Origin of the sequence: Sulfuriflexus sp., from assembly GCF_032250955.1 — a bacterium.
Lineage (GTDB): Bacteria > Pseudomonadota > Gammaproteobacteria > AKS1 > AKS1 > Sulfuriflexus.
The window spans coordinates 1-24,545 of record NZ_JAVVES010000045.1 but is presented as its reverse complement, the minus strand read 5'-3'; the positions used below and the strand labels follow the sequence as shown (position 1 = coordinate 24,545).

24 protein-coding genes are annotated in these 24,545 nt (G+C 52.2%); 8 read left to right on the top strand and 16 right to left on the bottom strand.

The genetic code is table 11. The annotated features are described in order from the left end of the window. Positions 1 to 19: 19 nt before the first annotated feature. From RQ738_RS09325 to egtC, 8 genes are all read right to left on the bottom strand, one after another. Entirely contained in the window at positions 20 to 586 is a 567-nt protein-coding gene (locus RQ738_RS09325) for an AAA family ATPase (protein WP_314164672.1), read from the bottom strand. 103 nt (positions 587 to 689) lie between these two features. Further along, the gene (locus RQ738_RS09320; RefSeq protein WP_314164670.1) at positions 690 to 2,894 is read right to left on the bottom strand and encodes a DEAD/DEAH box helicase; all 2,205 of its coding nucleotides are present in this window, start codon (positions 2,892 to 2,894) and stop codon (positions 690 to 692) included. After that, on the bottom strand, positions 2,891 to 4,216 hold the full coding sequence (locus RQ738_RS09315; protein ID WP_314164668.1) for an ATP-binding protein: 1,326 nt from the start codon (positions 4,214 to 4,216) through the stop codon (positions 2,891 to 2,893). The genes RQ738_RS09320 and RQ738_RS09315 overlap by 4 nt, the downstream gene beginning before the upstream one ends. A 4-nt stretch (positions 4,217 to 4,220) precedes the next feature. Continuing rightward, positions 4,221 to 6,497 (bottom strand): TerB N-terminal domain-containing protein, encoded by a 2,277-nt coding sequence (locus RQ738_RS09310; protein WP_314164666.1) that lies wholly within the window; start codon positions 6,495 to 6,497, stop codon positions 4,221 to 4,223. A 79-nt stretch (positions 6,498 to 6,576) separates the two neighbouring features. Beyond that, on the bottom strand, positions 6,577 to 7,251 hold the full coding sequence (locus tag RQ738_RS09305) for a YbjQ family protein (protein ID WP_314164664.1): 675 nt from the start codon (positions 7,249 to 7,251) through the stop codon (positions 6,577 to 6,579). 99 nt (positions 7,252 to 7,350) lie between these two features. Next, positions 7,351 to 7,764 (bottom strand): hypothetical protein, encoded by a 414-nt coding sequence (locus RQ738_RS09300; RefSeq protein WP_314164662.1) that lies wholly within the window; start codon positions 7,762 to 7,764, stop codon positions 7,351 to 7,353. A 356-nt stretch (positions 7,765 to 8,120) separates the two neighbouring features. Further along, on the bottom strand, positions 8,121 to 9,320 hold the full coding sequence (locus RQ738_RS09295) for an SUMF1/EgtB/PvdO family nonheme iron enzyme (RefSeq protein ID WP_314164660.1): 1,200 nt from the start codon (positions 9,318 to 9,320) through the stop codon (positions 8,121 to 8,123). A 2-nt stretch (positions 9,321 to 9,322) separates the two neighbouring features. Continuing rightward, entirely contained in the window at positions 9,323 to 10,102 is a 780-nt protein-coding gene (gene egtC / locus RQ738_RS09290) for an ergothioneine biosynthesis protein EgtC (protein ID WP_314164658.1), read from the bottom strand. 166 nt (positions 10,103 to 10,268) lie between these two features. On the opposite strand from egtC, the gene egtD reads away from it, so the two are divergent. From egtD to ampE, 3 genes are all read left to right on the top strand, one after another. Continuing rightward, positions 10,269 to 11,276, top strand: coding sequence for an L-histidine N(alpha)-methyltransferase (egtD, locus tag RQ738_RS09285; RefSeq protein ID WP_314164656.1), 1,008 nt, complete (start codon positions 10,269 to 10,271; stop codon positions 11,274 to 11,276). Between the two features lie 82 nt (positions 11,277 to 11,358). Further along, positions 11,359 to 11,913 carry a 1,6-anhydro-N-acetylmuramyl-L-alanine amidase AmpD gene (gene ampD, locus RQ738_RS09280; RefSeq protein WP_314164654.1) on the top strand — a complete coding sequence of 185 codons (555 nt, stop codon included), beginning with the start codon at positions 11,359 to 11,361 and terminating at the stop codon, positions 11,911 to 11,913. Between the two features lie 73 nt (positions 11,914 to 11,986). Further along, positions 11,987 to 12,886, top strand: coding sequence for a regulatory signaling modulator protein AmpE (ampE, locus tag RQ738_RS09275; protein WP_314164650.1), 900 nt, complete (start codon positions 11,987 to 11,989; stop codon positions 12,884 to 12,886). On the opposite strand, the gene RQ738_RS09270 is transcribed toward ampE, so the two are convergent. The 4 genes from RQ738_RS09270 to RQ738_RS09255 all read right to left on the bottom strand — a co-directional run bounded on the left by RQ738_RS09270 (position 12,883) and on the right by RQ738_RS09255 (position 17,526). After that, positions 12,883 to 13,662 (bottom strand): hypothetical protein, encoded by a 780-nt coding sequence (locus tag RQ738_RS09270; protein WP_314164646.1) that lies wholly within the window; start codon positions 13,660 to 13,662, stop codon positions 12,883 to 12,885. The genes ampE and RQ738_RS09270 overlap by 4 nt on opposite strands. Before the next feature lie 98 nt (positions 13,663 to 13,760). Then, positions 13,761 to 14,318: a cob(I)yrinic acid a,c-diamide adenosyltransferase gene (locus RQ738_RS09265; protein WP_314164644.1), complete on the bottom strand. Its 558-nt coding sequence runs from the start codon at positions 14,316 to 14,318 to the stop codon at positions 13,761 to 13,763. 50 nt (positions 14,319 to 14,368) lie between these two features. Beyond that, on the bottom strand, positions 14,369 to 16,747 hold the full coding sequence (locus RQ738_RS09260; RefSeq protein WP_314164643.1) for a putative bifunctional diguanylate cyclase/phosphodiesterase: 2,379 nt from the start codon (positions 16,745 to 16,747) through the stop codon (positions 14,369 to 14,371). 122 nt (positions 16,748 to 16,869) lie between these two features. After that, positions 16,870 to 17,526 (bottom strand): HAD family hydrolase, encoded by a 657-nt coding sequence (locus RQ738_RS09255; protein WP_314164642.1) that lies wholly within the window; start codon positions 17,524 to 17,526, stop codon positions 16,870 to 16,872. Positions 17,527 to 17,677: 151 nt separating this feature from the next. On the opposite strand from RQ738_RS09255, the gene RQ738_RS09250 reads away from it, so the two are divergent. Beyond that, complete coding sequence (locus tag RQ738_RS09250) at positions 17,678 to 18,157, top strand: RNA pyrophosphohydrolase (RefSeq protein ID WP_314164630.1); 480 nt, start codon at positions 17,678 to 17,680, stop codon at positions 18,155 to 18,157. Between the two features lie 67 nt (positions 18,158 to 18,224). After that, complete coding sequence (locus RQ738_RS09245) at positions 18,225 to 19,004, top strand: DUF3050 domain-containing protein (protein ID WP_314164626.1); 780 nt, start codon at positions 18,225 to 18,227, stop codon at positions 19,002 to 19,004. A gap of 2 nt (positions 19,005 to 19,006) precedes the next feature. Here the strand turns inward: RQ738_RS09245 and argA are convergent, their stop codons facing one another. From argA to RQ738_RS09230, 3 genes are all read right to left on the bottom strand, one after another. After that, the gene (argA, locus tag RQ738_RS09240; protein ID WP_314164621.1) at positions 19,007 to 20,332 is read right to left on the bottom strand and encodes an amino-acid N-acetyltransferase; all 1,326 of its coding nucleotides are present in this window, start codon (positions 20,330 to 20,332) and stop codon (positions 19,007 to 19,009) included. A 57-nt stretch (positions 20,333 to 20,389) separates the two neighbouring features. Further along, positions 20,390 to 21,409 (bottom strand): DUF4870 domain-containing protein, encoded by a 1,020-nt coding sequence (locus RQ738_RS09235; RefSeq protein WP_314164618.1) that lies wholly within the window; start codon positions 21,407 to 21,409, stop codon positions 20,390 to 20,392. 147 nt (positions 21,410 to 21,556) lie between these two features. Beyond that, entirely contained in the window at positions 21,557 to 22,513 is a 957-nt protein-coding gene (locus RQ738_RS09230) for a 2-hydroxyacid dehydrogenase (protein ID WP_314164617.1), read from the bottom strand. A 156-nt stretch (positions 22,514 to 22,669) separates the two neighbouring features. Here RQ738_RS09230 and RQ738_RS09225 point away from each other — a divergent pair, with 156 nt between their 5' ends. The 3 genes from RQ738_RS09225 to RQ738_RS09215 all read left to right on the top strand — a co-directional run bounded on the left by RQ738_RS09225 (position 22,670) and on the right by RQ738_RS09215 (position 24,254). Next, a complete protein-coding gene (locus RQ738_RS09225) occupies positions 22,670 to 23,176 on the top strand; it encodes a CBS domain-containing protein (RefSeq protein ID WP_314164615.1) in 507 nt (168 codons plus the stop codon). Between the two features lie 247 nt (positions 23,177 to 23,423). Then, positions 23,424 to 23,894: an Rrf2 family transcriptional regulator gene (locus RQ738_RS09220; protein ID WP_314164613.1), complete on the top strand. Its 471-nt coding sequence runs from the start codon at positions 23,424 to 23,426 to the stop codon at positions 23,892 to 23,894. 141 nt (positions 23,895 to 24,035) lie between these two features. Further along, positions 24,036 to 24,254 carry a hypothetical protein gene (locus RQ738_RS09215; RefSeq protein ID WP_314164612.1) on the top strand — a complete coding sequence of 73 codons (219 nt, stop codon included), beginning with the start codon at positions 24,036 to 24,038 and terminating at the stop codon, positions 24,252 to 24,254. A 92-nt stretch (positions 24,255 to 24,346) separates the two neighbouring features. Here RQ738_RS09215 and RQ738_RS09210 read toward each other — a convergent pair. Then, positions 24,347 to 24,545: Hint domain-containing protein (locus RQ738_RS09210; RefSeq protein ID WP_314164610.1), on the bottom strand; the 199-nt coding region annotated here is incomplete at its 5' end.

The window sequence follows — 24,545 nt, the reverse complement described above, 5'->3', positions numbered from 1 at the left end:
GTGTTTGTTCGCACGTTCATTATAACAGATCATTGAGATTTAAGCCTTTTTTCGTTCGGTTAACGGGACAGCAGTGAAATACCCTAGAAAATTCTTCATAGTTATCTAAAGCACTGAAGAGACGCTGACTAAAGTTATTAAGTGGCTCCGCTCGATTTGTAAACCGACTAGAGTTTTGGAAATACCCCTCTCTATTGGATTTTCCCCGTCCAAAATAAGGACTAAATACTCTCCTCGAAGGAAGAAAAATGATTTTTGGAGGCCTATTTTCTTTCCCTCCAATCCACTCTGTTTGGGAGCCACCTTTGTCAACAGTTTTTAGTGTTCCGGACACACCATCGAACTCAATAGTAATATCAACTCGATCACCTGCCGCTTTATTTCTCTTTCCTTCAGTAAAACTAACGTCATTAATATTTGATAAGCGCCGGAAGCATTCGATAATCGTTGACTTTCCGCCACCATTTGGGCCTATAAGACTAGTCAATCCACTTCCAAATTCTCCATTCGGAGTGGCAAGAAATAATTCTTGATTTGTTTGGAACCATCGATACCCAGAGCACGAGAGTTTGTTTATTATTTGCATGGTTCTCTCTTGTGGCTAACGCTTTTCTCACCGGTAAATTAGGAGCGCAGCGAGTAATTTATCCGCGTGCAGCAACTTGTTATACGGTATTTGGATCGACAGCTCAAACAAGGCTGCCTAATATCCACTGTTTAGTAGCCCTAGAATTAAATGCTTTTCGTCCATAGCATTCGGTTAATAAATCTTCAGGAAGATACTCATCATATTTTTCAATAAGCTTTTGCTGTAATGAAAGTGCTTCAGCAAGCTCGGCTTCAACCGGCAGCTCATCTTTTGCTAAATCTATTAAGCAATTTGTTATGTCATAAATATTAGAATTTTGAACCTCAATTACGCCAGCAAAATTACTGCATACATACCCGCTTTTAATGAGCAAAACAGTAAGGGTGTTAACTACTTTATCGCCCATCCATGAGAAAATATAACTATGCTTACCACTTTGATAGACGGGTTGTTTTTCAAGGTTGGCTTCTTTAAAAAGATACGCTCCTTCTTGAAACAGCTGTCTTCCGAGATTATCTACAAAATCTATTTTCTTACTGCCAACGTCAATGCGATAGTCACCTGTGCGATAGATACTTAACATCTCCTGTCGAACTCTGTCATAAATCGACATACCGCTACCATTAAATTTGGGAGGTTTACCACCCTTTGTAGGGGTCACATAGATGACTTTCTTTTCATTATCAATATCCGTGACCTTCCATCTACGGCCACCAAATATAATGTGCTGATCTTTAAGAATTAGCGAATCAACAGGTAGCGTTCCGAGTGTTTTGCTACCGGTAACAATTCGGAATTCTTCTGGTGTTTTAAATACAGCATAGAAAGTATAGGAATTGGTAAGGCGCTCGCCTTCAATTCCCAAAACCAACTCACCGCTATTGAGTTGCTGTATCAGTTGGACTGTACACATATGGGACAATAGTTGCTTGAAGTGCTGAATTGATATTTCTTTGAAAGATCCTTGCTCACATAATAAAGAATAAAGCTGGTCTGCTCTGACGCTACCCCATTGCGCAATTACAGCAAGAATCTGGTGTAAAAATGTAGAGAGGTGCATTTGTTCTGTATCTGCCGGTTCAAACCAGTTATCTACGATGAGCAATCGAATCATTGCTAGTGATTGAACAAGCTCTAATCTAAGACCATCTACTATATTAGATTTATCACTCAGTTCATTTTCAGCGATGAGCATTCGTAAAATTGCTGGTGAGTTTCTTCTACCGGATCGACCTAACCGTTGACGTAAACTTGATACAGAGTGTGGAGCGGTAACCTGAATAACAGAACTCACTTTTCCAATGTCGATACCTAGCTCTAAGGTCATGGTACAAATAGCTGTAGTAGGTAGGATTTCCTTCTGCAATCTAGATTCTAAATCTTCTCTGAGCTCTTTAGCTAAAGAACCGTGATGAGGGAAAAATTCATTCGGAACAACTTGTTGTTCGCATAAATCACTTAAGTGTGCAGCAATGCTTTCTGTCCGGCTGCGGCTATTTGCAAATACCAGATGTGAGTCGCCTCTGCAGAGGCTAAATATTTCCTGACAAATCTGCTGTTCAGCGGAGGTAAGCGTGTCACCTGCCATGATGTCTACCGGTTCTAAATATCCCTTAACCTGAATCTTTAAAGTGCTTTGGTGCTGACTGCTGGTAATGGTTTCACAAGGCAGACTTTTATTCGGTCTAAGTGAAAGTGGTACTTTTTCAAGCTCTCCGAGTGTCGCACTTAGCGCAACCCGTGGAATAGGATTAGAGATTCGACAAGTAATATGTTCTAGGCGAGTAAGCAGCGAAAGTAATTGCTGACCTCGTTCTGTTCCGACAAACGCATGAAATTCATCAATGACGATATATTTGAGTGATGTGAAGGATTGTTTCACCCACCCCGGCTCTCTGACTAACAGTGATTCCAAGGATTCAGGGGTAATAAGCAGAATACCTGAAGGATTGTTTTTGGCCTTCTTTTTTTTGGATTGAAGGCTATCACCGTGCCAAGGAGTAACCTGCATATCCAACATTTCACTTAACGATTCGAGCCTGCGGTACTGATCGTTAATTAATGCTTTTAAAGGACTGATATACAGAATACCAAAACCGTTTTTCTCTTCAGCAATTGCACTACATGCTGGTAGAAAAAAAGCTTCTGTTTTACCTGCCGCCGTTGATGCACTAATCAGCACATCTCTATCACCTGAAAGAATTGGTGCAATTGCCCGTTTTTGTATTTCTCTTAAATCTGGCCATCCCTGATTAAATAACCATTTTTGAACACGCTTATCAAGGTGCTGATATTCCTCTATCATAATTTGAAATCAGCTAGTCCATCAGAATTCAGAATTTCACCTGTCTCTTCGTCCACCATAATTTCATCTGTATCACTTGGTCGATCATCCTCAATCGCAATAGATTGAACTAACTGCGACCATTGCATAGAAGGATTTTGCTCTAAGACTGCCAGCATATCTAAAAATGCTTTGATGGTATTTCTTGGTGTACGGAAATAGGCATCCCCGATAGTCTGGCTACAATGGTGTAGAAAGGATTTGAGAGCATCATCAGGCACTAGATATTTAGAAGTATCACCTTCAGCAAATACATGACGAAGGTTCTTCAGGAGTATATAAAGTTCCTCCGGTGTTAAGCTCGCTAGATGAAGTGCTGGAGAGGAATAATCAATAACACCTGCTCGCTGTGCAAAGCTGTTTTCAGCTAAACGGGATTGTAGTGCTTCATAGCTATATAATCCTCTGCGGGGATCTAATAAAAAATCCGGCGTTCCACCCAAGAGAAACCCAAGATACTCAGCTGACCCCTGAAGGCAATCATTGAGTATCCGTAGAATCTGCTCATAGTTAGATGTACGTGCTTGTGTGCTGCTTAATTTATAAAGATTGACCATCTCATCCAGATTGACGAGTAAGCCTTCGTAGCCCGCCTGACGTACAAATAGGCTCATAAGCTTTAACGCATCATAAAACGAGTTATCAGAAATAATCGTTCTGACATCAAGATCCCTTCTAGCATCTGTCTTAGTAGTGTATTCAGCACGTAACCAACGAATCGAATTTGATTTTAACTCTTCGTTATCCTGCTCATGGCCGTTCCAGTAAGCATCAATAACTTTTGCAAAATCATATCCGCCAACCAGTTCTGACAAGGACGCTAGTTTTTGATGAATTACTGTTGAAACATCGGTGTTCTTTTCATCTGCTTCTTTACGAGCCTGAGTTACAAACCGCTCTACGACACTGGATAATGCATTTCCATCCGGTTTATTACGGGTTGCCAGATTCCTCATAAGCTCGGAATAAAGATTCCGTGCCTGCCCTGAAGAAGCGTGTATACGCCGATCCGGTGAAAGATCCGCATTGACCGTAACCAGTTTCTTTTCAAGAGCAATGGAACGTACCACGCTCAGAAAAAATGTTTTCCCTGAGCCATAATCACCAACGATAAGCCTGAATGCAGCGCCACCTTGAGAGATTCTTTCAATGTCCTTATACAACGCTTTGACTTCATTGCTTCGTCCTACCTGAATATGCTGAATTCCAATTTTGGGAGTCACACCAGATTTCAGTGATTGAATGATTGCATCACGTTCCTTTAACCGGATACGTTTTTCCATAAGTTTAACCTTCTATCTCTTCTACGATTTCCTGGTCGACATAAATAGCGTCACCATCCTCTTCAAGCACAGCTGCATCCACTTTATCAAATGACCAGTCATTAATAGTTTCCAATGCTCCGCTAACCAACAATCCGGTATCACGACACATTGCTTCTACTTCTTCACGAGTCCATTTATCTTTTCGTATCAGGCTTTCAAACAAAGCATAATGCTGTTTATCAATTCCGCTTTCTTCCTCTACAGCAGTGCTATCCGTAGCTGAGTCATCGGATTCACCTGCGGTTTCGTCCTCCACGAATATGGCGCCTAACATGCTTTGTACATCCTTGGTTTCCGATTCATGTATTGCGAGAATACTTTCATCGAGATGGAATGAAGTGGAAGCAGGAGAAATAGTTTCTGACTGAGGGCTGACGGGTCGCACTCCAGATTTACTAGATGACACTCCATGAATGTCTCCAGTAACGAGAGCTTTATCCAGACCTAGCAAGGTATAGAGCTTTTCAAGCTGTTTGATTTCTTCCGGATCAATTTTTCCATCGGCCATCGCAACACCGACCAGTATACGGCTAACGGCTGCTTTTTCTGTTTTGCCGAGTAATTCCACTCTGGCTTTTAAGCCCGTGACATTTAAAGGCGTATTAAGTCTCCACACCAGATAGGCATGTAATGATCGTTTTTCGGTAGGCGATAGAATAGTATCGTGGTCAATGAGCTGAGTTAATGAATGCAATTCCGCCTGATCGACATGTGAATCAATCGTGGCAACCATAGCTCCTAGGCGCAATGCCATACCCATTTCACTAAATGCTTTGGATGGTTCAAAGTATTTCCCGTGTCCTTCAGGAAATAGAACCAGCTTTCCATCTGCGCTCGTCTTAGCGTGATGGTAACGTGTATCGGGTGCTATGCCATAACCGGCTTTTTGTGCAAGATTCTGGATTAACTCAGCTTCCTTTTTATTGATCTTGGCTGGTAAAGGCGATTTGGTATATGTCCAGAATTCCTCAACACTCACCAGACCATTTTTTGTTGAAATGGCATCATCCGCCCATTTCTTAAACTTTCCTAATCCTAGCGTAGCTCCCAAATCACTAAGATCGTCAGGCAGTAACAAAACAGCTTCAATATCCGTGCTTGACGTATCGGGCTTAGCTAGATAACGACTATAAGCATCTAATTCAGCCGTACATTCATCTGCGATGGCAATAAGTTTATTTACAGGACCTTTCAAATTACTTGGGTCGGGAAGATCCTGTTGAGGAAATGATATTCCACGTAAAGAAGAGCTAGCAGGATGATACTCTATCTTTAATCGTGTTTTATTGGGTTTGACGACAATGCCGTCCCCATATTTTTTGTTATAGAGGCGTGTAAACATCTGGCTGAATTCATAACCACAACGCCGTGCTGGTTTCTTCAGATTATAATCCGGATAAAACCGAATCCATGCCAATGCCAGTTCAGTGGGAACGGGTTTTTTTTCGTTTACCGTTGCAGCAAGGCGATGTTTAAATAGCAGAGAATCCCTTTGAGGTGTTTTTTCAAGTTCTGGATGTGACACTACGTGAGGGCGTAGTAAACACATGATTTCTAAAAGACGTGTGGAATAATTTGAAAAAGAGCGACTACTGCCGTAAATGCCTTTTAATCGTAGAATTTCGTCAAACAACGATTTAAATTCTACGTCATCTACTGCCTGTTTAATTGAATCAACAGTAATGCGCCTTTCAAGGCCATAGAAATAAATAAACACATAACCCAAAGGTGTCTCTGGATCACTTCTATTGCCGGATAGCCAGCTAAGGAAAGCTCCACGCCCTTTAGGTGTGAGTGAGATAAATTTAGGCCAATATCCTAAACTTTCATCTTCATAACTTGACGGATTGTTTTCAATTTTTAGCGAATCGTCAACCAATGAGGCTTCCGTTCCATATCCGTCTAATGAGCTGAGCTTTCCACCAAAATAAAAATTACCGCCAGTAAATGTTTGTCCCTTTAGGGTGATGGATTCACCATATTTTATCCATTTCCCCAGCGTTTTGTTTTTGCTTTTTTCCTCTTCATAGCCATAAGAAATTCTGAAGGTAGCCAGATCGTCGTCATCATCACGACTACTGTTCGCTACCACCTGATTACTCGTAGTCATGGATACTCGGATTTCATTTTCGGAACTTGGTCTATTATTCTCCTGAGCTTGTTGTTTTGAGGACGTTGCCATTGCTTTAATGACGTAGTACAAAATTACTGCACCTCCTATTAATAACCAAAATTCCATATTCGCCTCAATCGTTATTTTTTTAGGAATTGTACAGCCGTTTCAGCTGCCGTATAACGTATTTAATAAGCCGCGCCGTTTACTTCGTCAGCTTGGGCGCATTATTAGCGCTTTGATCAATCTTAACCGCTGTGCCAGATGCGGCAAGCATTAACATGTTGGAGTTTTTACCTGGAATACTGCTGTAGTCTAGCTTGACAGCGATAATTGCATCCGCACCAACCATAAGTGCCTCCCTTTTAAGCTCTGCGAGGCATGTCTTGCGCGCATCTCGAAGCACTTTCTGCATAGCATTGCTTCTTCCGCCGACAAAATCACGGACACTGGCAAAAATGTCGCGGAAAATATTTACACCATAAACAACTTCGGTAGTTATAATCTCGATACGTTCTTTTATATCAATACCTGTTGGATTAGACTCAGTTGTTAATAAAATATATCTACATGCTTCTTCGACTTTACTTATTGGCCACTCAGATATTGCATTAGTAACTTGAGCATCACTTATAGACTCTTTTAATACATCCAGATAATGCGCCTCTTGTGTGTCCAATAGATGCGATAATTCCTCATCACTTATTGAATTTATATCTACAGAATCACCTGATTCGTCTCCAATTGTTATCTTATCTATTACGAGCATCCTCGTTTTTTGCTCAATTGAATTTCGCACATCCGTAATTTTCAGAAGATCTCCATTATCACTCTTCGTGAGAATAAGCGTCTTCCCATTAAGGCTTACTTGGTAGGGCATAATGTGTCCTTAAATTATTGGCGCTAACGAACAAGCTGTGCGGCGCAAACGAAGCGCAGCGTAGTTTGTGTCCGAACGAGCGCCTTGTTAGCGGCTGCTCTATTGAAGGAAGTCTGGTACTTCGCCACTATGAATTACGTCCACGCCTTCAATTAGGTCCTCTGGATCAAATAACACCGCCTGTGGACCAAGTTTTGTAACACAACCGTTTTGAGTAAGTGCCTCTGCGGCCAGAATTAGCTGGCCATTTACTTGCTCTGGATTCTTGAAGATCCCAGCGTACGAAACCTGGCCCGCTGACTCCTCTGCACCGTATATTGAGCGTGCCCGATTAACGTATTGCCACTGATATCGAGTTCCAAGACCCTGTGCCCCATCACGTGAGCCGATGGAGCCAACATAGCAATGGTGTTGTTCCCCAATTACGTAGAGCAGCTTGGTATCTTGTCTGTGTGCCCGCCAAAGATCAAAAAAGTTGTTGTACTTTTTCCATTCGATTTCGACAGTGGGCATTTGCGTTCCTTTTAAGCCGTTAACAGTGATATAGACAGAATTCTGCCTTTCACGGCAAAAGACAGGCGTCTGTCTATCACATTTGAGTTTTTGTGTTTTATTTCCCACAATCCTAGCAGGCATATGGGGTGTCCGCGAGTCATTTTTGCGAAAGGGTTAGCGTTATGCCCAGGCTGTCCACCTCCCGTTTCCGGGATAGATATATCGAAAAAACAAAGTGATATGGCGTAAAGCCAACGGTACGTCGCCGAGATGTGCGCTATGCAGAGGCTTGATCGAGGGCGGTAAGATTATCGGCGTTGTTGGTTATACCGGTATGGTCCTCAAGGGCCTGGCGACACAGATATAAGAGAAGATTATAGAGCTAAAGCTAAAGTCAGGCGCAGGCCGGAGAAAATATGCCGCTTGTCTGGGTTATAAAAATTACGGAAGCTTGGCCGCTTGATGGTGGCCTGCGTATAAGGGCTGCTGCCGCGTAGCGTGTAGTGTTTGCCATCAAACCATGGCCGGGAATAATTATCATAGGGGAAGGCCTTGAAGCCCGCATAGGGATGAAATGTATTGGCGCACCATTCCCATACCTGCCCGCTGCCTTCCAGGCCGCCCTGTTGTTGGGCGGCCTCCAGGGCATACTCATGCGGCAAGCAGGCGGAGCGGAAGTTGGCATCGGTCGCGCGCAACCAGCTTACAAAGGCATTTGCTTCGTAATAATTGACGCCGCTCACGGCGTCGTTCGCGGCCAGCTCATGCGCGCCGTCGTAAGTGACAGTAAACCAGTCACCCCGGGTGTTCTGCCGCCATTGCTCCGGGTGCTCGATATTGTTTTCACACCGCCACTGCCAGCCATCTGCTGACCAGAAACGCGCTTGCGTATAGCCGCCATCGTCCATAAAGGCCAGCCAGTTGGCGTTACTGACAGGATGCCTGGCGAGTGATGTGTTGTGAATGAAAACGGTCTGTGCTGGCAGTTCATTATCAAAGGCATCGACGCCGCCGGCATAACCAATGCGGTAATCGCCGCTATCCAGTTCCAGCATATCGTTTGCGGGCAACGCGGCACGGAGCTTGTGTTGAACCGCAAAGTCATGCTGCGAGCCTTTCAACTGGCCTTGGCTCAGGACCATGATCATGGTCTCGTAATGCTGGGCGTGATGCTGGAGCAGAAACCTCGCCAGGTAGTCGTTGCGGGTGACCGCCTGTTCGCGCAGTGCGGTCGGCGGGTTCTGCATAAGCGCGCGGTTTTCTGCCTGTAGTTGTTCGCACCAGTCGATATGGGCCTGTTGTTCCGGCAGGGCTGGCCCCCGTTGCGGCTTGGGCAGGTTTTCCGGGAAATACAATTCATGATGGCCCGCGGTATCGCTGTCATCACCGAGCAGTGTTTCACGCAGCCAGAAGGTTTCCAGGAAGGCGCAGTGGCCGACATGCCAGCCGAGCGGGCTAAGGTCAACATGGTACTGCGCGCGGTAGTCATGGTCGCTGAGCGTGCGACCGGTCTCGTTTATCAGCTTCTGCACGGCCTGCAATTCCGAGAGCGTGCGGGGAGAAATAATGCTCATCTCTACAAGGCGAGTAGCTCGGGTGGTTCATCGGCACTGAGGACGAGGATCTCGTGTTCCGGAACCGGCTGCCAGAGACCGTCCCGGGTCAGGCGCTCCGAGGCCACCAACTGGGCGTCGGCATATTGCTCGTCATCAGTGGTGTAATACAGCGAGGGGCTGTCGTGATTGATGGCATGCCGGGCGGCGTAGAGTAATTCACCATCACTGACCATGATATTCAACAAGGCCACGCTGTTGCCCAGCCAGCCTTCGAGCACGGCAAAGCTCTCGGCAATGGCCTCTTCAATCGCCATGTCCTCGTTCTCGGCAAGAAAGTGGCGTAACAGGGCGAACAGGTACTCCGAGTCACAGGTGCCCTGGATCGTTGCAAGTATGTCAGTGTCCAGAAACTCAAACAGGCGCGGACGAACCTGTTCGCGAAAATCCCCTATAAAGCCGTTGTGCATAAACAATAATTCACCGTCATCAAACGGCTGGGTGTTGCTGTGATTGACCGGGTTGCCCGGCGTGGCGCTGCGTACATTGGCAAACCAGAGGTCGGCCTCGAGCACCTTCGCAAGGTTATCCAGGTTAGGGTCTGACCAGATGGGATCGGTGACGCGATAGTTGGCAGGCTGGTTCTCCTGGTTGTACCAGCCGACGCCAAAGCCATCGGCATTGACCCGGGCATAAACCAGTTCTTGCGGGGCGTAGGCCTGCACGACGAGACTGTGCTCGGGTTGCAGCAGGAATTGCTGCAGACGGATCGACGGGCCAAGGTAGGCAGCCATACGGCACATGTGTATAACCCTCATAAAACCGCCAGAAATAGATGCGGCTCGTTCGACAGCATATTCTCCCGATGTTAGCCGAATAAATCATTCGAACCAATAAGAACATGCGCGCATATATTGCCCGGAAGGAATAAAGCATCATGGATTACTGTAGAGAAGATATGGAGTTCATATGGGCCTGACCACATCGCCTGCACGGGCAGCATTACCGTCGTCCTGCCAGCCAGTCGCTCCGGCGCATAGCGTGCCGAGCCTGCTCGATGATGTAAGGGACGGCCTGTTGACGTCACCACGTTCACTGCCGCCAAAATATTTCTATGATGACAGGGGCTCGCGCCTGTTTGATGCGATCTGTGATACCGAAGAATATTACCCGACGCGTACCGAGGACGACCTGCTCGGGCACCGTGCCGCTGACATTATTGCCCGTCTGCAGCCGGAACATCTGGTTGAACTTGGCAGCGGCACTTCACGCAAAACGCGGCGCCTGCTGGACGCCTGTGAAGAGCAGGGCTGCCATGCCACCTACTGGCCCTTCGATGTCTGCGAGAGCATGGTCCAGGATTCGGCCCTGGCACTGATGGATGAGTATGACTGGCTGCAGGTGCGCGGCCTGGTGGGTGACTACCATGCCGGCTTTGAACACTTGCCGGGATTTCCCGGTCGTGCCCTGTTCGTTTTCCTTGGCAGTACCATCGGCAACCTCGAGCATGAGTATGCCGTCAGCTTCTTGCGAGAACTGCGTGGCCTGATGGGGCCGGATGATGCGCTGTTGATGGGCGCTGACCGGGTTAAGGATAGCGACGTGCTGCAGGCCGCCTATAACGACAGGGATGGCCTGACGGCCGAGTTTAACCGCAACCTGTTGCGCGTATTGAACCGCGAGGTCGGCGCCAATTTTGACCCCACGGCTTTCGAGCATCGGGCCATTTACAACCAGGCGCGGTCGCGGATCGAAATGTACCTGGTTGCCGCACAGGCGCAAACGGTGACCGTGAAGGCGTTGGACGCCAGCATCGAGTTTGTCGAGGGCGAGTCCATCCTGACCGAGATCAGCCGCAAGTTCACGCCGGCATCACTGACGACCTTGCTGAGCGAGGCGGGGTTCCGGATTGAACAGCACTATGAACCGGCTGACGGATTTTTTTCACTGCTGCTGGCGGCCCCGGCGGCAGATTGAAAAGGCGCCGGCCGAAAATCACCGGGAAGGAAACGGGCAGCTGTTATACTGTCGCTATGTTTAATCTATCGCGACGTCCGTTATGCAGATAAGCAATGGTCTGCTTGATATTGCCCGGCAGTTACCGTCGCCGAATTGCGACGCCCGCCCCGCGGGTCAGCCGATTGATTTGCTCGTCATTCACGGGATCAGTCTGCCACCGGGAGAATTCGGCGGGCCGTGGATCGATGCCTTGTTCACCAACCGGCTTGACCCGCAGGCGCACGACTACTTTCGCGACATTCATGAGTTGCGGGTATCGAGCCACTTGCTGATTCGCCGCGATGGTGAGGTGGTGCAATACGTGCCCTTCGAGCAGCGGGCCTGGCATGCCGGCGAGTCATGTTTTGATGGTCGCGAGTGTTGCAATGATTTTGCCATCGGCATTGAGCTGGAAGGCGCGGATGACATCCCTTACACGCCCGAGCAATACGAACAGCTGGCCGATATTACCGCCTGCCTGATGCAGGCCTACCCGGCGATTACCACTGAGCGGATTGCCGGCCATTGTGATATCGCGCCCGGACGCAAGACTGACCCCGGCGAGGCCTTTGACTGGCAACGCCTGCACGCGCTGTTAAGGGTGTTTGGTATCTAGCCCGGTTGCGTTTGGTTTTGGGCTTCATTACGGTGATAATAAGCATATAGTCGTTACAGGGACCCGGTTACTCATGACACTCATCGCGATACTAATCAGCTTAATCCTCGAGCGCATGGTAGAGTCGATGCGCGCCTTCCGGCGTTTTGACTGGTTCGATCAGTACACCGACAAGCTGCTGGGCTGGACGCAGGATCGCAAGCTGGGTGGGTCAAGCAGGGTGTTGCTGGTGATGGCCGTGCCGGTTATCGCTGTGATCCTGATTAATATGCTTTTCCATGATGTGTGGTTCGGGCTGCCTTCCCTGGCCTTTAGTATCCTGGTGCTGTTCATTTGTCTCGGGCCGAAAGACCTGGATGGCCAGATCGATCGCTTTCTCGAGGCATGGCAGGCGGGGGACGAGTCCACCGCGCGCGCGGCCGCCGCCGACTTGCTGGAAGGCACGCCCCCCGAGTCGCTGCAGGAGCTGCAGCAGGCCCTGGTGGAAAAGACCCTGTTAGCAGGGAATGATCGGCTGCTGGCGCCGATCTTCTGGTTTACCGTCTTCAGCGTGATGGGGTCTGGCCCGCTGGGCGTGGTCCTGTATCGTCTCGCCTACCATCTTAACAAACGCTTTGCCGACAACGCTTCGCCGTTCAGCGAGGCGGCCAGGCGCCTGCACGACATCCTCGCCTGGTTGCCGGCCCACATGGTGGCACTGGCCTTTGCCATGGCGGGCAGTTTTGTCGATGCCTTTCACGCCTGGCGCGAATGTCGTCAGGCCTGGCGCGATGACTGGCAGGCCGGCGTTGAGGGTCCGGTACTGGCAGGTGGACTGGGGGCCTTGCAACTCCATGACCTCGCCGACGATGAGGAAGTCACTGCCGATGACGTGCAGGATCGGGTGAGTGCGGCGAAGGGCCTGGTGCTGCGGGCACTGGTGATCAGTGTGGTGCTGATCGCCCTGCTGACCCTGTTCGGCGGCTTGCGTTAAGTAACCGTGGCCGTCTTGTCATGGATGGCGCGCAGGGTCTTGACCTCCCGACCGGCCTGATCGGCAATCTCCAGAATACGCGCCAGGCGCGCCGGGGCACTGCGGCCCATGCAGTTATGCGCCGGGTCACCGGCAAAGGCCTCGAGCATACCGTCAATCAAGCGTTGTCGATTTACGTTGCTGACATTGGTCAGGTAGGCCTGGATATCCATGACATCATTGGCCACGTCACGTGCCAGTTGCTCATGGTTTTGCCACAACTCGCTCACCGTGCCGCCGGCTTCCAGGCCGGCGATATTGGTGGTGAGGATATAGACATTCTTGCGCACGAGTTCGTATTCAAGCTCCTCGGCCGTCTCCAGCACCTTACACGGTATATCGATGGCATCCAGGGCATTGGCGATCAGTTGTGCGTGGGGGCCGTATACCGGCGAAGGGATGAGCACCTTGTATTCCTGCCCCTTTTTCTTTTCAAACCAGACCGAGATGACCGTTGGGCTGACAAGGTCATGAGAGCGCCAGTCACGCGGCAGCAGTTCGTTCTGTAACAGGGCAACGCGCTCCTGCCACAGGCTGGGTAAGGCTTCGAGCACCGGGTGCAGATCATTTTCGCCAACAGCGACGAGAACCAGCGCGGGTGTCGGCAGCTCCCCGGCCATGGTGCTCAGCGAGGTTTCGCGGCTGGCCGGAAAAACCGGGTGGCCGAGACGCAGGAAACCGCGGGCAAAAACGCCGGCCATTTCGCCCATGCCAATGATAACGACAGGATCTTTCATAGTCTTTCCCAAGGTAAAAACAGATAGTCGGCGATTATAACGGAACGGCGCGAAACGTGTCAGGCCTGGCCGCTGGCCGGCCACTGCACAGGCAGTTGTTAGGGGTGCACGTTGCGACCGGGTTGCCAGAGGACCTCGTTGCCGTGTTCATGGCGGGCCAACACCCGCGCCATTACGAACAGCAAGTCAGAAAGCCGGTTCAGGTAGGTAATGATGGCCGGGTTGATGTCCTCATCGCGTTTCAGGCTGACCACGCGACGTTCGGCACGCCGGCAGACGGCGCGGGCCAGGTGGCAGGCACTGGTGGCCAGGCCGCCGGCAGGGAGAATGAATTCCTTGAGCATGGGCAGGTCGGCATTGAAGCTGTCGAGTTGTTCTTCCAGACGCGTGCTGTAAGCCGGGGTTAACGTCTTATAGCCGGGCACGGATAATTCCCCGCCGAGGTCGAACAGGTCGTGCTGGACATCTTCAAGACAGGCCTTGACGGTTGCCGGCAGGGGATGCGCGAGAACCATGCCGACGATACTGTTGAGTTCATCGACCGCGCCATAGGACTCGACGCGCAGGCTGTCTTTCGCCACCCGTGAGCCGTCACCGAGACCGGTGTCACCGGCATCTCCGGTGCGGGTATAGATCTTTGATAAACGATGTCCCATGCATACTCCTTGGTCAGTGCTCTGCAGCGGATAGTAACAGGTAAGGAATGTCAGGCAGTCCCACCGGTTTTGGCGAAGACCTTGTCGGCGGTGTCCGGTCGGCCGTAATGATAACCCTGGCCGCAATGGATGCCGACTTTCATGACGGCGGCACGGATGGCCTCGCTTTCCAGGCTCTCGGCAATACTCACCGCACCGAAAGAACGCGACAGTGAGTGGATGTGTTCGATAATGGTCCGATCGGCATCACTTTCCAGGATCCTCTCAACAAAACTGCCGTCGATCTTCAGATACTCGGGGCGGAAACTGCGCAGATAGCTGAAGGTAGAATAGCCCTGGCCAAAATCATCCAGGGCCAGCTTGCAACCGGCATCACGCAGGGCCTGGATATCCGCCAGCAGCTTGTCGGTGAGAGAGATGGTTTCACGCTCAGTGATTTCAATGGTCACCGGCCGGCCGGCCTGGCAAGCCGGCGCGAGCAGGCGCAGTAGCTCACCGCCAAAATTGACATCATGGAAGGACAGCAGGCTGATGTTCAGAAACAGTTCCACCTCCCCCGGGGCCTGTTCGAGCGCCTTGCGGATCATGCAGAGGTCGATCTCGCGGACCAGGCCGAGGTCTTCGGCAACCATGATGAACTCCGAGGCCGGCAGCATCAGCTTGCCGCGGCGCATATTGGCAAGCACCTCGTAGGCTATCGGCTGGCCTGTGCGGAGATCGGTGATCGGCTGGAAGGTCGGTTCAATATCACCGTTCTCGATGGCGTTTCGCAGCTCGAAGCCACGGCTGAAGACTTCCATGATGCCCTGACTCAGATCGGTGGAGAGCACCTCGATCTGGCCACGATGGCGGCGCTTGGCATGATAGAGAGCGACATCGGCCGCGCCGATCAGCTCCTGGACCGTGCTGCCATGGAAGGGGGCCACCGAGATGCCGATACTGGCTCGCAGTTGCAGGTGTCCCACGGTCAGGCGGACACGGGTGTTGTTGATGGTTTCCAGCAGGGCGGTACAGATGGCCTGCGCGGTTTCGATTTCAGTATCGGGCAGCAGCAGGGCAAACTCGTCACCGGCGAGGCGGGCGACGACGTCGTTTGGGCGCACCATTGTGCGCAGCAGGTTGGCGATGGTCTTCAGGACCGTATCGCCGACCGGGTGGCCGTAGGTGTCATTGATAAACTTGAAGCCGTCTACATCAATAAGGGCGAGGCAGAGGGAGTGGTTCCTGGCCAGGGTCTTGGGCAGTTTCCGGGCCAGAAACTTTTCAAAGTGCCGACGGTTATACAGGCCGGTCAATTCGTCGGTGATCGACATGCGGTATAGCTGGTAGCGATGTTCTTCCAGGGTCTGACCGAGTTCAAAACGCTCGCTGATATCCTGGAACCGCCCGACTACGCCCTCGAGCCTGCCGAGTGAGTCGAAAGTGGCATGTGCATCGACCTCGACACGGATGGGGGTGTCATCTGCCGAGCGAATTTCCATTTCATGATTGCTGATATCCAGCGCCGCGAGGTTTTCAGCGAGGAACAGCTTGCGGTCTTCGCGTTCGGACAGGAAGTCGGCAAAGTGCCGGCCATAGGATTCAGTGATGTTATGGCCAGTGATCAGTTCCCAGGCCGGGTTCAGGAAGGAGATGCCACCATGGACATCAAGTTCAAACAGGGCCTCGCGCATGTTGTTTACCAGTGAGCGCAACTGATGCTCACTATAGACGAGTTTTTCCTGGGTATTTTCGAGGTGACTGATCTGCCCCGCCATCAGGCGGGCGCTCTCGGTGAGGGCATTGCCGAGGCTCTGGATTTCACTGTAACTGCTCTTCGGCGTGACGACATGCTGCTGCCAGTCACCTCGGCCGAGCTGCGCGGCAATCCCGACCAGTCGTTTCAGCGGGGCTGTGAATCGCGAGATCATCCAGTAGGTGATCAGCAGGGTCAGGCACAACAGACCGGCAAGGATTAACAGGCTGTTAATAAAAATGCTCTGCAGGTGTTCATTGATGGGCTGACTGGAAAGCTTGATCTCAAAATTACCCTGGCTGACACCCTGCTTGTACAGGGCCGATTGCAGCACCACGTTGACCTCATCGGGGTCGATAAACAGGCGGGTCAGGAGGCTCGGCGGCGGTTCATTCTGGTCGAAGGAATGGATCAGGGTACCGGTTGGGTTACTGACAAACACGCCGGCGATAGACGTGTTCTTGATCAGGTTATTCAGGTACTGCTTCAGATCATCAGCATGATGTGAGGTGAGCATGCGCTGCACATTCGGCTCGGTGAGCGCCATGAGGTTACGGGCGAGATTTTGTTGTGCGTCTATCTCCACGCGCGCGGCTTGTTGAACAAGAAAAAAGCCGAGCAGGCCGACCGCCAGAACCTGCATGAGGGCGAAAGCGAGCACAAGACGAGTGCGTAATGTGCCGGGTAGTTTCAACAGGTGGGCTCCTCCAGTGGGCTGATGGTGTCATGGTGTCATGGTGACAGGCCGCATCGCGCGGCCTCGTTGCAAGGCAGCCATTATCGCGCTATCCGTGCGCAGTGTCATCCGCGACCGAGTTAATCCCGGAAGCTGATCGTTTTCCAGCCCCGCTGTTCGGCGTGTTGCTGCAGGGTATCGTCGGCATCGACGGCCACCGGGTGCGGTACGAGCTCGAGCAGCGGCAAGTCGTTATGCGAATCGGAATAAAAAAAACTGCCCTCGAGGTTGCGCCCGGTCTCGCGCAACCAGCGCTCAAGGCGCTTGACCTTACCCTCGCGGAAGCAGGGGATATCGGCCACTTCACCGGTAAAGCGGTCGTGTTCCCGGGCCGGCTCCGTCGCGAGCAGGTTATCGATGCCAAAGGCCGCCGCAATCGGTGCCGTCACAAAGCGATTGGTGGCCGTGATGATAAGCAGGGTATCGCCGGCCTCGCGATGCCGGTCAACCAGCGCCTGCGCCCGGGGTTGTATAATCGGCTGGATCTTTTCCTTCATGAAGCGGGCATGCCACTCGTTCAGGGTCGCCAGATCATGCGCCGCCAGGGGTTGCAGGGAAAATCTCAGAAACTCAAGGATATCCAGCGTACCGGCCTTGTATTCATCATAAAAACGCTGGTTTTCACCTTCATACCAGTCGCCATCGACCACGCCCAGTTCGACCAGAAACCGGCCCCACAGATAATCACTGTCACCATTGAGCAGGGTATTGTCCAAATCAAAAATCGCCAGTGCCACTCTTCATCTCCCGGTTGCCTGTCCGTCGGGGCCGCAAGGCCGGCGGACAGAACTTAATTCAGGGGCATTATTATGCCCTTATTTGATGCTTATGGGGCATTCATGTGACAATGACCGAAAGCGTCACCGGACGATATGCAGGTAGAGAATTGTGATCGATGCAGAGGGTTTTCGCGCAAACGTAGGCATTATTCTTTGTAACCATGAGAAGCATTTGTTGTGGGCGCGGCGTATCGGCCAGAATGCCTGGCAGTTTCCACAAGGTGGGATACGTAAAAACGAAACGCCGGAGGCAGCCCTGTATCGTGAATTACGCGAAGAAGTCGGCCTGCAGGAACAGCATGTGGAGATCATCGGTATGACGCATGAATGGTTGCGTTACCACCTGCCACGGCAACTGATCCGGCGTGATCGGCAGCCGTTATGCATTGGCCAGAAACAGCGCTGGTTTCTCCTGCGCCTGCTCGGTGAGGATCATGACGTGTGCCTGGATACCTCGCAGCAGCCGGAGTTCGATCACTGGCGCTGGGTCGATTACTGGCACCCCTTGAATGAGGTTGTTGACTTCAAGCGCGAAGTCTATGCAAGTGCCCTGAAGGAACTCGCCCCCTTGTTGTTTCCGAATACGTAGAGCGTCACAGTTGCCGCGGGTTTTTCCCGTCCGTTTTCACCTGATCAAACACAGGAATGATGTAACCATGAGCAAGCATTTTGCCTTAGACAGTATTGCCCCCCTGCAGGCCGAACTTGACGCCCACCCGGTTTATGGTGCGCTGGCAAGTGTTGAGGACCTTCAGGTTTTCATGCAGCACCATATTTATTCGGTGTGGGATTTCATGTCCCTGATCAAGTTCCTGCAGGCGCATCTTGCTCCGGCCACCTGGCCATGGACCCCGCAGGGCAACGCCTCGGTACGCCACTTTATTAATTCGCTGGTGCTGGAGGAAGAGTCGGATATCTCAAATCCGGCGGCCGGGGGCGAGCCGGGGTATACCAGCCACTTTGAACTCTATTGCCAGACCATGCGCGAAGTCGGCACTACGCCCGAGATGGTCCTGAAGTTTGTTAATGTCGTTGTGACGGAGGGTATTGAAGCGGCACTGGCTGCGGGTATCGCGCCGGCCCCGTCAGAGGCCTTCATGCGCACGACCTTCGATTTTATCAACACCGGCAAGCCGCATGTGGTGGCCGCCGCCCTGTCGCTTGGTCGTGAGCACGTCATCCCCGGCATGTTCCGCTGCTTCCTCGCCCGCATGGACATCAGCGAGCAGCAGGCACCGTCCTTCCATTACTACCTGAACCGGCACATCCACCTGGATGAGGACTTTCATGCGCCGCTGTCGCTAAAGATGCTGGATGAACTCTGTGCCGGTGATGCCGGGCGCATCGCCGAGGCCGAGCAGGCCGCGCAGACCGCACTGACCGCAAGACTCGCCTTCTGGGATGGCGTGGCGGCGGCACTGCCGTCTGCCCAATAGCCTCAGGCGAGGGGCTTGATAAAGATCTTCGAATTGCGCTGGTAGTTATACAGACCGCGACGCTTCACGGGTAAGTCATTGAGGTCGGCGCTGCGGAAACCGCGCTCGCGGAACCAGTGCGCTGTGCGCGTGGTCAGCACGAATATGTGCCGTATGCCGAGGTTTAGCGCCTCCTGCTCGATATAGTTAAGCAGTTTATCGCCGCGTCCGGCATCGCGATATGCCGGGTGCACGGCCAGGCAGGCCAGCTCGGCAAAGTCCGGCTTTTCGGTGGGATAGAGGGCGGCGCAGGCGATAATCATGCCGTCGCGTTCAACCACGGTGAAATGTTCAATCTCGGTTTCCAGGCGCTCGCGCGAGCGGCGCACCAGCGTGCCTTCCGCCTCGAGCGGCGCAATCAGTTCGAGTATGCCGCCGACATCATCGATCCCGGCACGGCGCGTGCCTTCGTAGATGTCGTCGGTGATCAGCGTGCCGATACCATCGCGGGTAAACAGCTCCAGTAACAGGCCGCCATTGATGTGGCGGTCGACCAGGTGGGTGCGGTGCACGCCATGCCGGCAGGCATAGATCGCGCTCTGCATAAAGTGCACGAAGTCGCCAGTGAGTTTCTTCTTGCGGGCAAGCAAGGCTTCGGCCTCCCGCACGGATAACTGGCGCAGCAGTTGCTTGCGGACGCCCCTGGGGCCGGTATCGCCGGTAAGAAAGATCAGCTTGTCGGCCTGCAACTGCACGGCGGCTGATGTCGCGACCTCCTCGGCACTCAGGTTAAAGACCTCGCCCGTGGGCGAATAGCCGAGCGGCGAGAGCAGAACAATGGCGTTGTGCGCATGGTGGTGTTCGATGCCGTTGACATCAATGCGGCGGACCTCGCCGGTGTGCATATAATCGACACCGTCGAGGATACCAAGCGGACGGGCGGTGACCAGGTTGCCGGAGGCGACCCGGATCTTTGCGTTGGCCATCGGCGAGTGGGCCAGGCCCATGGATAACAGCGCCTCGATCTCGACGCGCACCGTGGCCACGGCCTGTTTTACACACGGCAGGGCCTGGTCGTCTGTCAGGCGCAGACCGTTCACGTATTCGATATTGGCCCCGGCCTCGCGCAGGCGTTGTTCAATCTGCGGGCGCGCGCCGTGAACAAGCACGAGTTTAACGCCGAGGCTGTTGAGCAGGGCGAGGTCCTGGACCAGTTCGGCAAAACCCGCCTCGGCCACGGTCTCGCCACCAAAGGCGATGACGAACATGCGGCCACGAAAGGCGTGTATATAGGGCGAAGAATGGCGGAACCAGTCGACGAATTGTTGATTGTTATCAGGCTTGCTCACTGCGGCTCTCCGTAAGACCGGGAAATTATACCCTTATATAGCAGGTGCCGCGAGTTGTCAGCGGATAAAGCGAATCGTCAGCGGGTAACGGTAATGCCGGCCTTCGTTGGCGCGCATGGCGGCAATAATGCTCAGTGTGATATGCATGACAAAGATCGCCGCTAACAGCAAAAAGCCGATGAAGATGAAACACAATATAAAGGCCAGCACCGAATAGATGGTGATGCTCAGCTGGAAGTTCAGGGACTCGCGGCCTGCACGGTCAATAAAGTCGGATTTGTCTTTTTGTGTCAGCCAGACGACGAGCGGGCCGATGATGTGGCCGAATGGCACGCCGACCCATGCAATCAGCGCGCTCAGGTGCACGGCCATGGCCATGTTACGGACGCTTACTTCAGGCAGTTCGGTATCCGTCGGGGCGACTTCGGTTACGGCCGGGTTGCCGGTAGGCTGGTGGAGGATAAACAGAATAAGGCCAATGATGAACAGGATCGGCCCCAGCGGGAGCAAGACAAAACCACTGACTACCCAGGCGGTATTGGCGATGACCTGGTCATAGACAATGAGCTGGATATCACTCGCCGTGGCGCCATAGGTCGTATCCGTGTTCAGCAGGGCCTCGAGCTGTATCGAATCGGCCGCACCGATGTCAAAGCTGTTGAGTTTATGCGTGACCTGCAGGCTGCCGCCCTGGCTTGTGAGCACGGCATCTTTTTGCGACCGCTGGCCGCAGGCGTCCCAGGCAATATTGCATTCATAGGTATACAGGATATTGCCGGCCGGGTCTTTCACGTAGACCAGCAGGGGAAAGCGATAACGAGCCTGGAATGCCGTTTCCGCGGCAGCGGTTACTTCCTGGACAGAGTGCGATTCGACCTGCATGCGGATTGCGAGGCGTAGCTGCTGCTCGTTATCCACCTGCAGCGGTGCACTCTGATAGCCCTGGTCAAGTTGCAGGCCGATGCGCCCGGCTTCATGTTCATGGGTGGTGTTATAAAAGGCTGTGAAAAAACTCACGACCGCGCCGATGAACATTACCAGTCCAAGCAGGCCGAGCAGGAAACCGGTTCTGCGCATAACGCCATCCTCAAGCTGAAAGTTTTAATAGTTTGTAACAACTATATATCAGACATCCAGGACATGCACATGGGTATGCCGGGGTTTTCATGAGCGGCTTGCGTGGATCGAACCGGCATAAAATGTCACAGGGTTGGCTTTACGGCATCAGACGATACGATTGCGCTGCTGACTCTGCAGGAAACTCTCAATGTTCATGACGACCTCATCAAGGAGGCGTTGCCGGGCCGCGCGGCTTGCCCAGGCGACATGCGGGGTCAGCAGCAGGCGCGGCGAGTCAGCCTCGAGCAGGGGGCTGCCGTGTTGCGGCGGTTCCTCGGCGAGCACATCCACGCCGGCACCACCTATCGTGCCTGTAGTAATGGCATGTGCCAGTGCGGTTTCATCGACAATGCCGCCGCGCGCGGTATTGATCAGCAGGGCATCGTTTTTCATCAGTGCCAGTTCACGTTTACCGATCAGGTGACGCGTGTTCTCGGCCAGGGGACAGTGCAGGCTGACGATATCGGCGTCGCCCAGTAGACGATCCAGCGCTACCCGGTCTGCCTGTTCGGCCATGCTGCCGGGGCGTTGCGCAATGATCACCTGCATGCCGAAGCATTCTGCAACACGGGCCACGGCCCGGCCGAGTTCACCATAACCGATGATCCCCAGGGTCAGGCCATTCAATTCACGTATGGGGTAATCGAGCAGGCAGAACTGCTCACTGTGTTGCCAGTCACCCCGGCGGATGGCGTCTTGATGCTCGGTGAGTCGACGGGTCAGGGACAGGATCAGCGCAAAGGTGTGTTGCACGACGGAAGGTGTGGCATAGCGTACTACGTTGCACACAGCGATACCGGCTTCACGTGCCGCGTCGAGATCAACATTGTTGGTGCCGGTGGCGGCGATACAGATCAGCTTGAGCCTGTTCGCGGAGGCGAGCAGCCTCTTGTCGAGCACAACCTTGTTGGTGACCACGATGTCGGCATCACGCAGGCGCTCGCCGATCTCTTCATCACGGCTGACCTCGTAGTTATACCAGCTGTCGACAACGGTTTCCAAACCGGAAAGATCCAGATCATTACGATCAAGGCTGCGCTGGTCCAGAAATATTCCCCGCATGAAAAACATTCCCTTTAAAGTGCAACCACTTGATTCATGGTTGCCGGCTAAGAAATTTTAATCAGTATACGTGGCGCATTAAATTATATGAATAGCATGCGTGGCAGAATGCTTTATAGTGTTTGTGGGAGGTGGGCATAACTCAGGAGGAGTATTATGCTTATCGACGAGATAATGAACACCGAGATGAAGGTTGCCATGTCTGACTCAAGCGTGCATGAAGCCGCGCTCAGTATGTATTGCAACCAGATTAACAGTATGCCAGTGGTGGATACCAACGACCGGCTTGTCGGTATGATTTCAGAAGAGAATATCCTGTTCGCCATGTACCCTGGCGTGAACGATTTTGTTGCCTATGAGCGATTTGATTTCGAAGTTATCGAGAAGGGTTATACGAGAGTCTTGAACCAACAGGTCGCCGGGCTCATGCACGAACCGGGTTTATGCCTGCCGCCGGCCATGCCCGTTCTGCAGGCCGTTTCTTTGATGTACCTGAACAACATCCGCAAGGTCTTGATCACCGAGGAGGAAAAACTGGTTGGCATCTTCACCACGGGCGATGTGCACAGGGCTCTTTTCGAGACGGGTCTGGCGACGCGGCCGTTCAAGCGGGACAAGGATACGGAGCGGCTCTCCGGCTGGCGTGGCAGACATACCCATTAACCACATCTGAACAGGGTCTGCCGGCCTGACCAATTTCCCTTAAATTAGTCATTTCTACTTATAGCCACTGTTTTTTTTAAGTTTTATTCTGCATCAAGTGGCTTTTAGTGAATTGAACTCGTTGAAGTAGATAAGGTCTTTATTATATTAACCACTTTCTGACTATGGGCTATTGACCTCCATTTTACTGAGGTATAAAGTCCTAGTTATCTAGTCAAGTATCCCGCGAGGGAAAGGAAGGCAAGACATGAAGATTTCATCCAAGGCACGTTATGCAATTCAGTCGATGTTGCAACTGGCATTGAGCCCGGATGCCCGGCCAGTGACGCTTTCTCAACTGACCCAGCAGCAAGGGATATCCCCCTCATATCTTGAACAACTGCTCGCCGGCCTGCGCGGGCAAAAGCTCGTCTCCGGTGTGCGCGGTCCCGGCGGCGGTTATCGCCTGGCCAAGCCCGCCGACAAGATATCCATCGAAGACATTATCCTGGCTGTTCATGAAGAGCATGTTACCCGGCCGCCGAAGTCCCAGCATGAAGACAGTCTTTATAACGATATGTGGTGGGACTTGAGTGAACGACTGCAGGACTTTCTTACCGGCATAAGCCTGGCGGATTTGATGGATCGCGATGATGTGCAGCAACAACTGCATCAGCAACGTTTGCTGAGAGGCCATCAGCCCGAAACGATGGTCGAGCATAGACATCACCGCGCCTGAACGCCTTTGCAGACTATGTCAGGCATTTTTCCTGAAACTGTGATTACTGTCACACGAAAAACCTGACATCGTTCCTGTTTCACCGGTCGTTGGCTGCTACATTTTAATTGTCATCAGGACAAATTGAAATGGAGCAGTCAAATGGCTCAGGCACAGAAAATTTGCAACAGCGATCTCAATCACATCAGCGAACAGGAAGACTCCATTCGTAACGAGATACATTACTATAGTTGTTGTCTCGATGAGATACGCAACAGTCATGACCCGGAGTACAGGGCCTTGTTTCCTATCTATGAAAGCCTGCTGGCACATCGTCAACGACAATTAGAAAAGCTTACCTCCTTCCGCAAAGTAGCATAAACTCGACAATACTCTTGTGAAAATAAAAAAGGCGTCAGTGATGACGCCTTTTTTATTGATCGAATAAGGGGTCGGAGTGAACCTCCCCCAGTTTAACGGACACTTTTAATCAGAGACAATCGTCTCCCAAAGGAGTGTCCCATGACATCACAACGCAGACCCTCGTCGCAGCCAAAGAGCAATTCCGCCTTGTAGCCGGTAAAGAGGAACCGGTGCTGCGGCGAGACGAGAAGCGGCGCGCGCGCCCCGTCGAGCACATGGGCCGTCACCCGCACGGGCGCGAACCGCTCC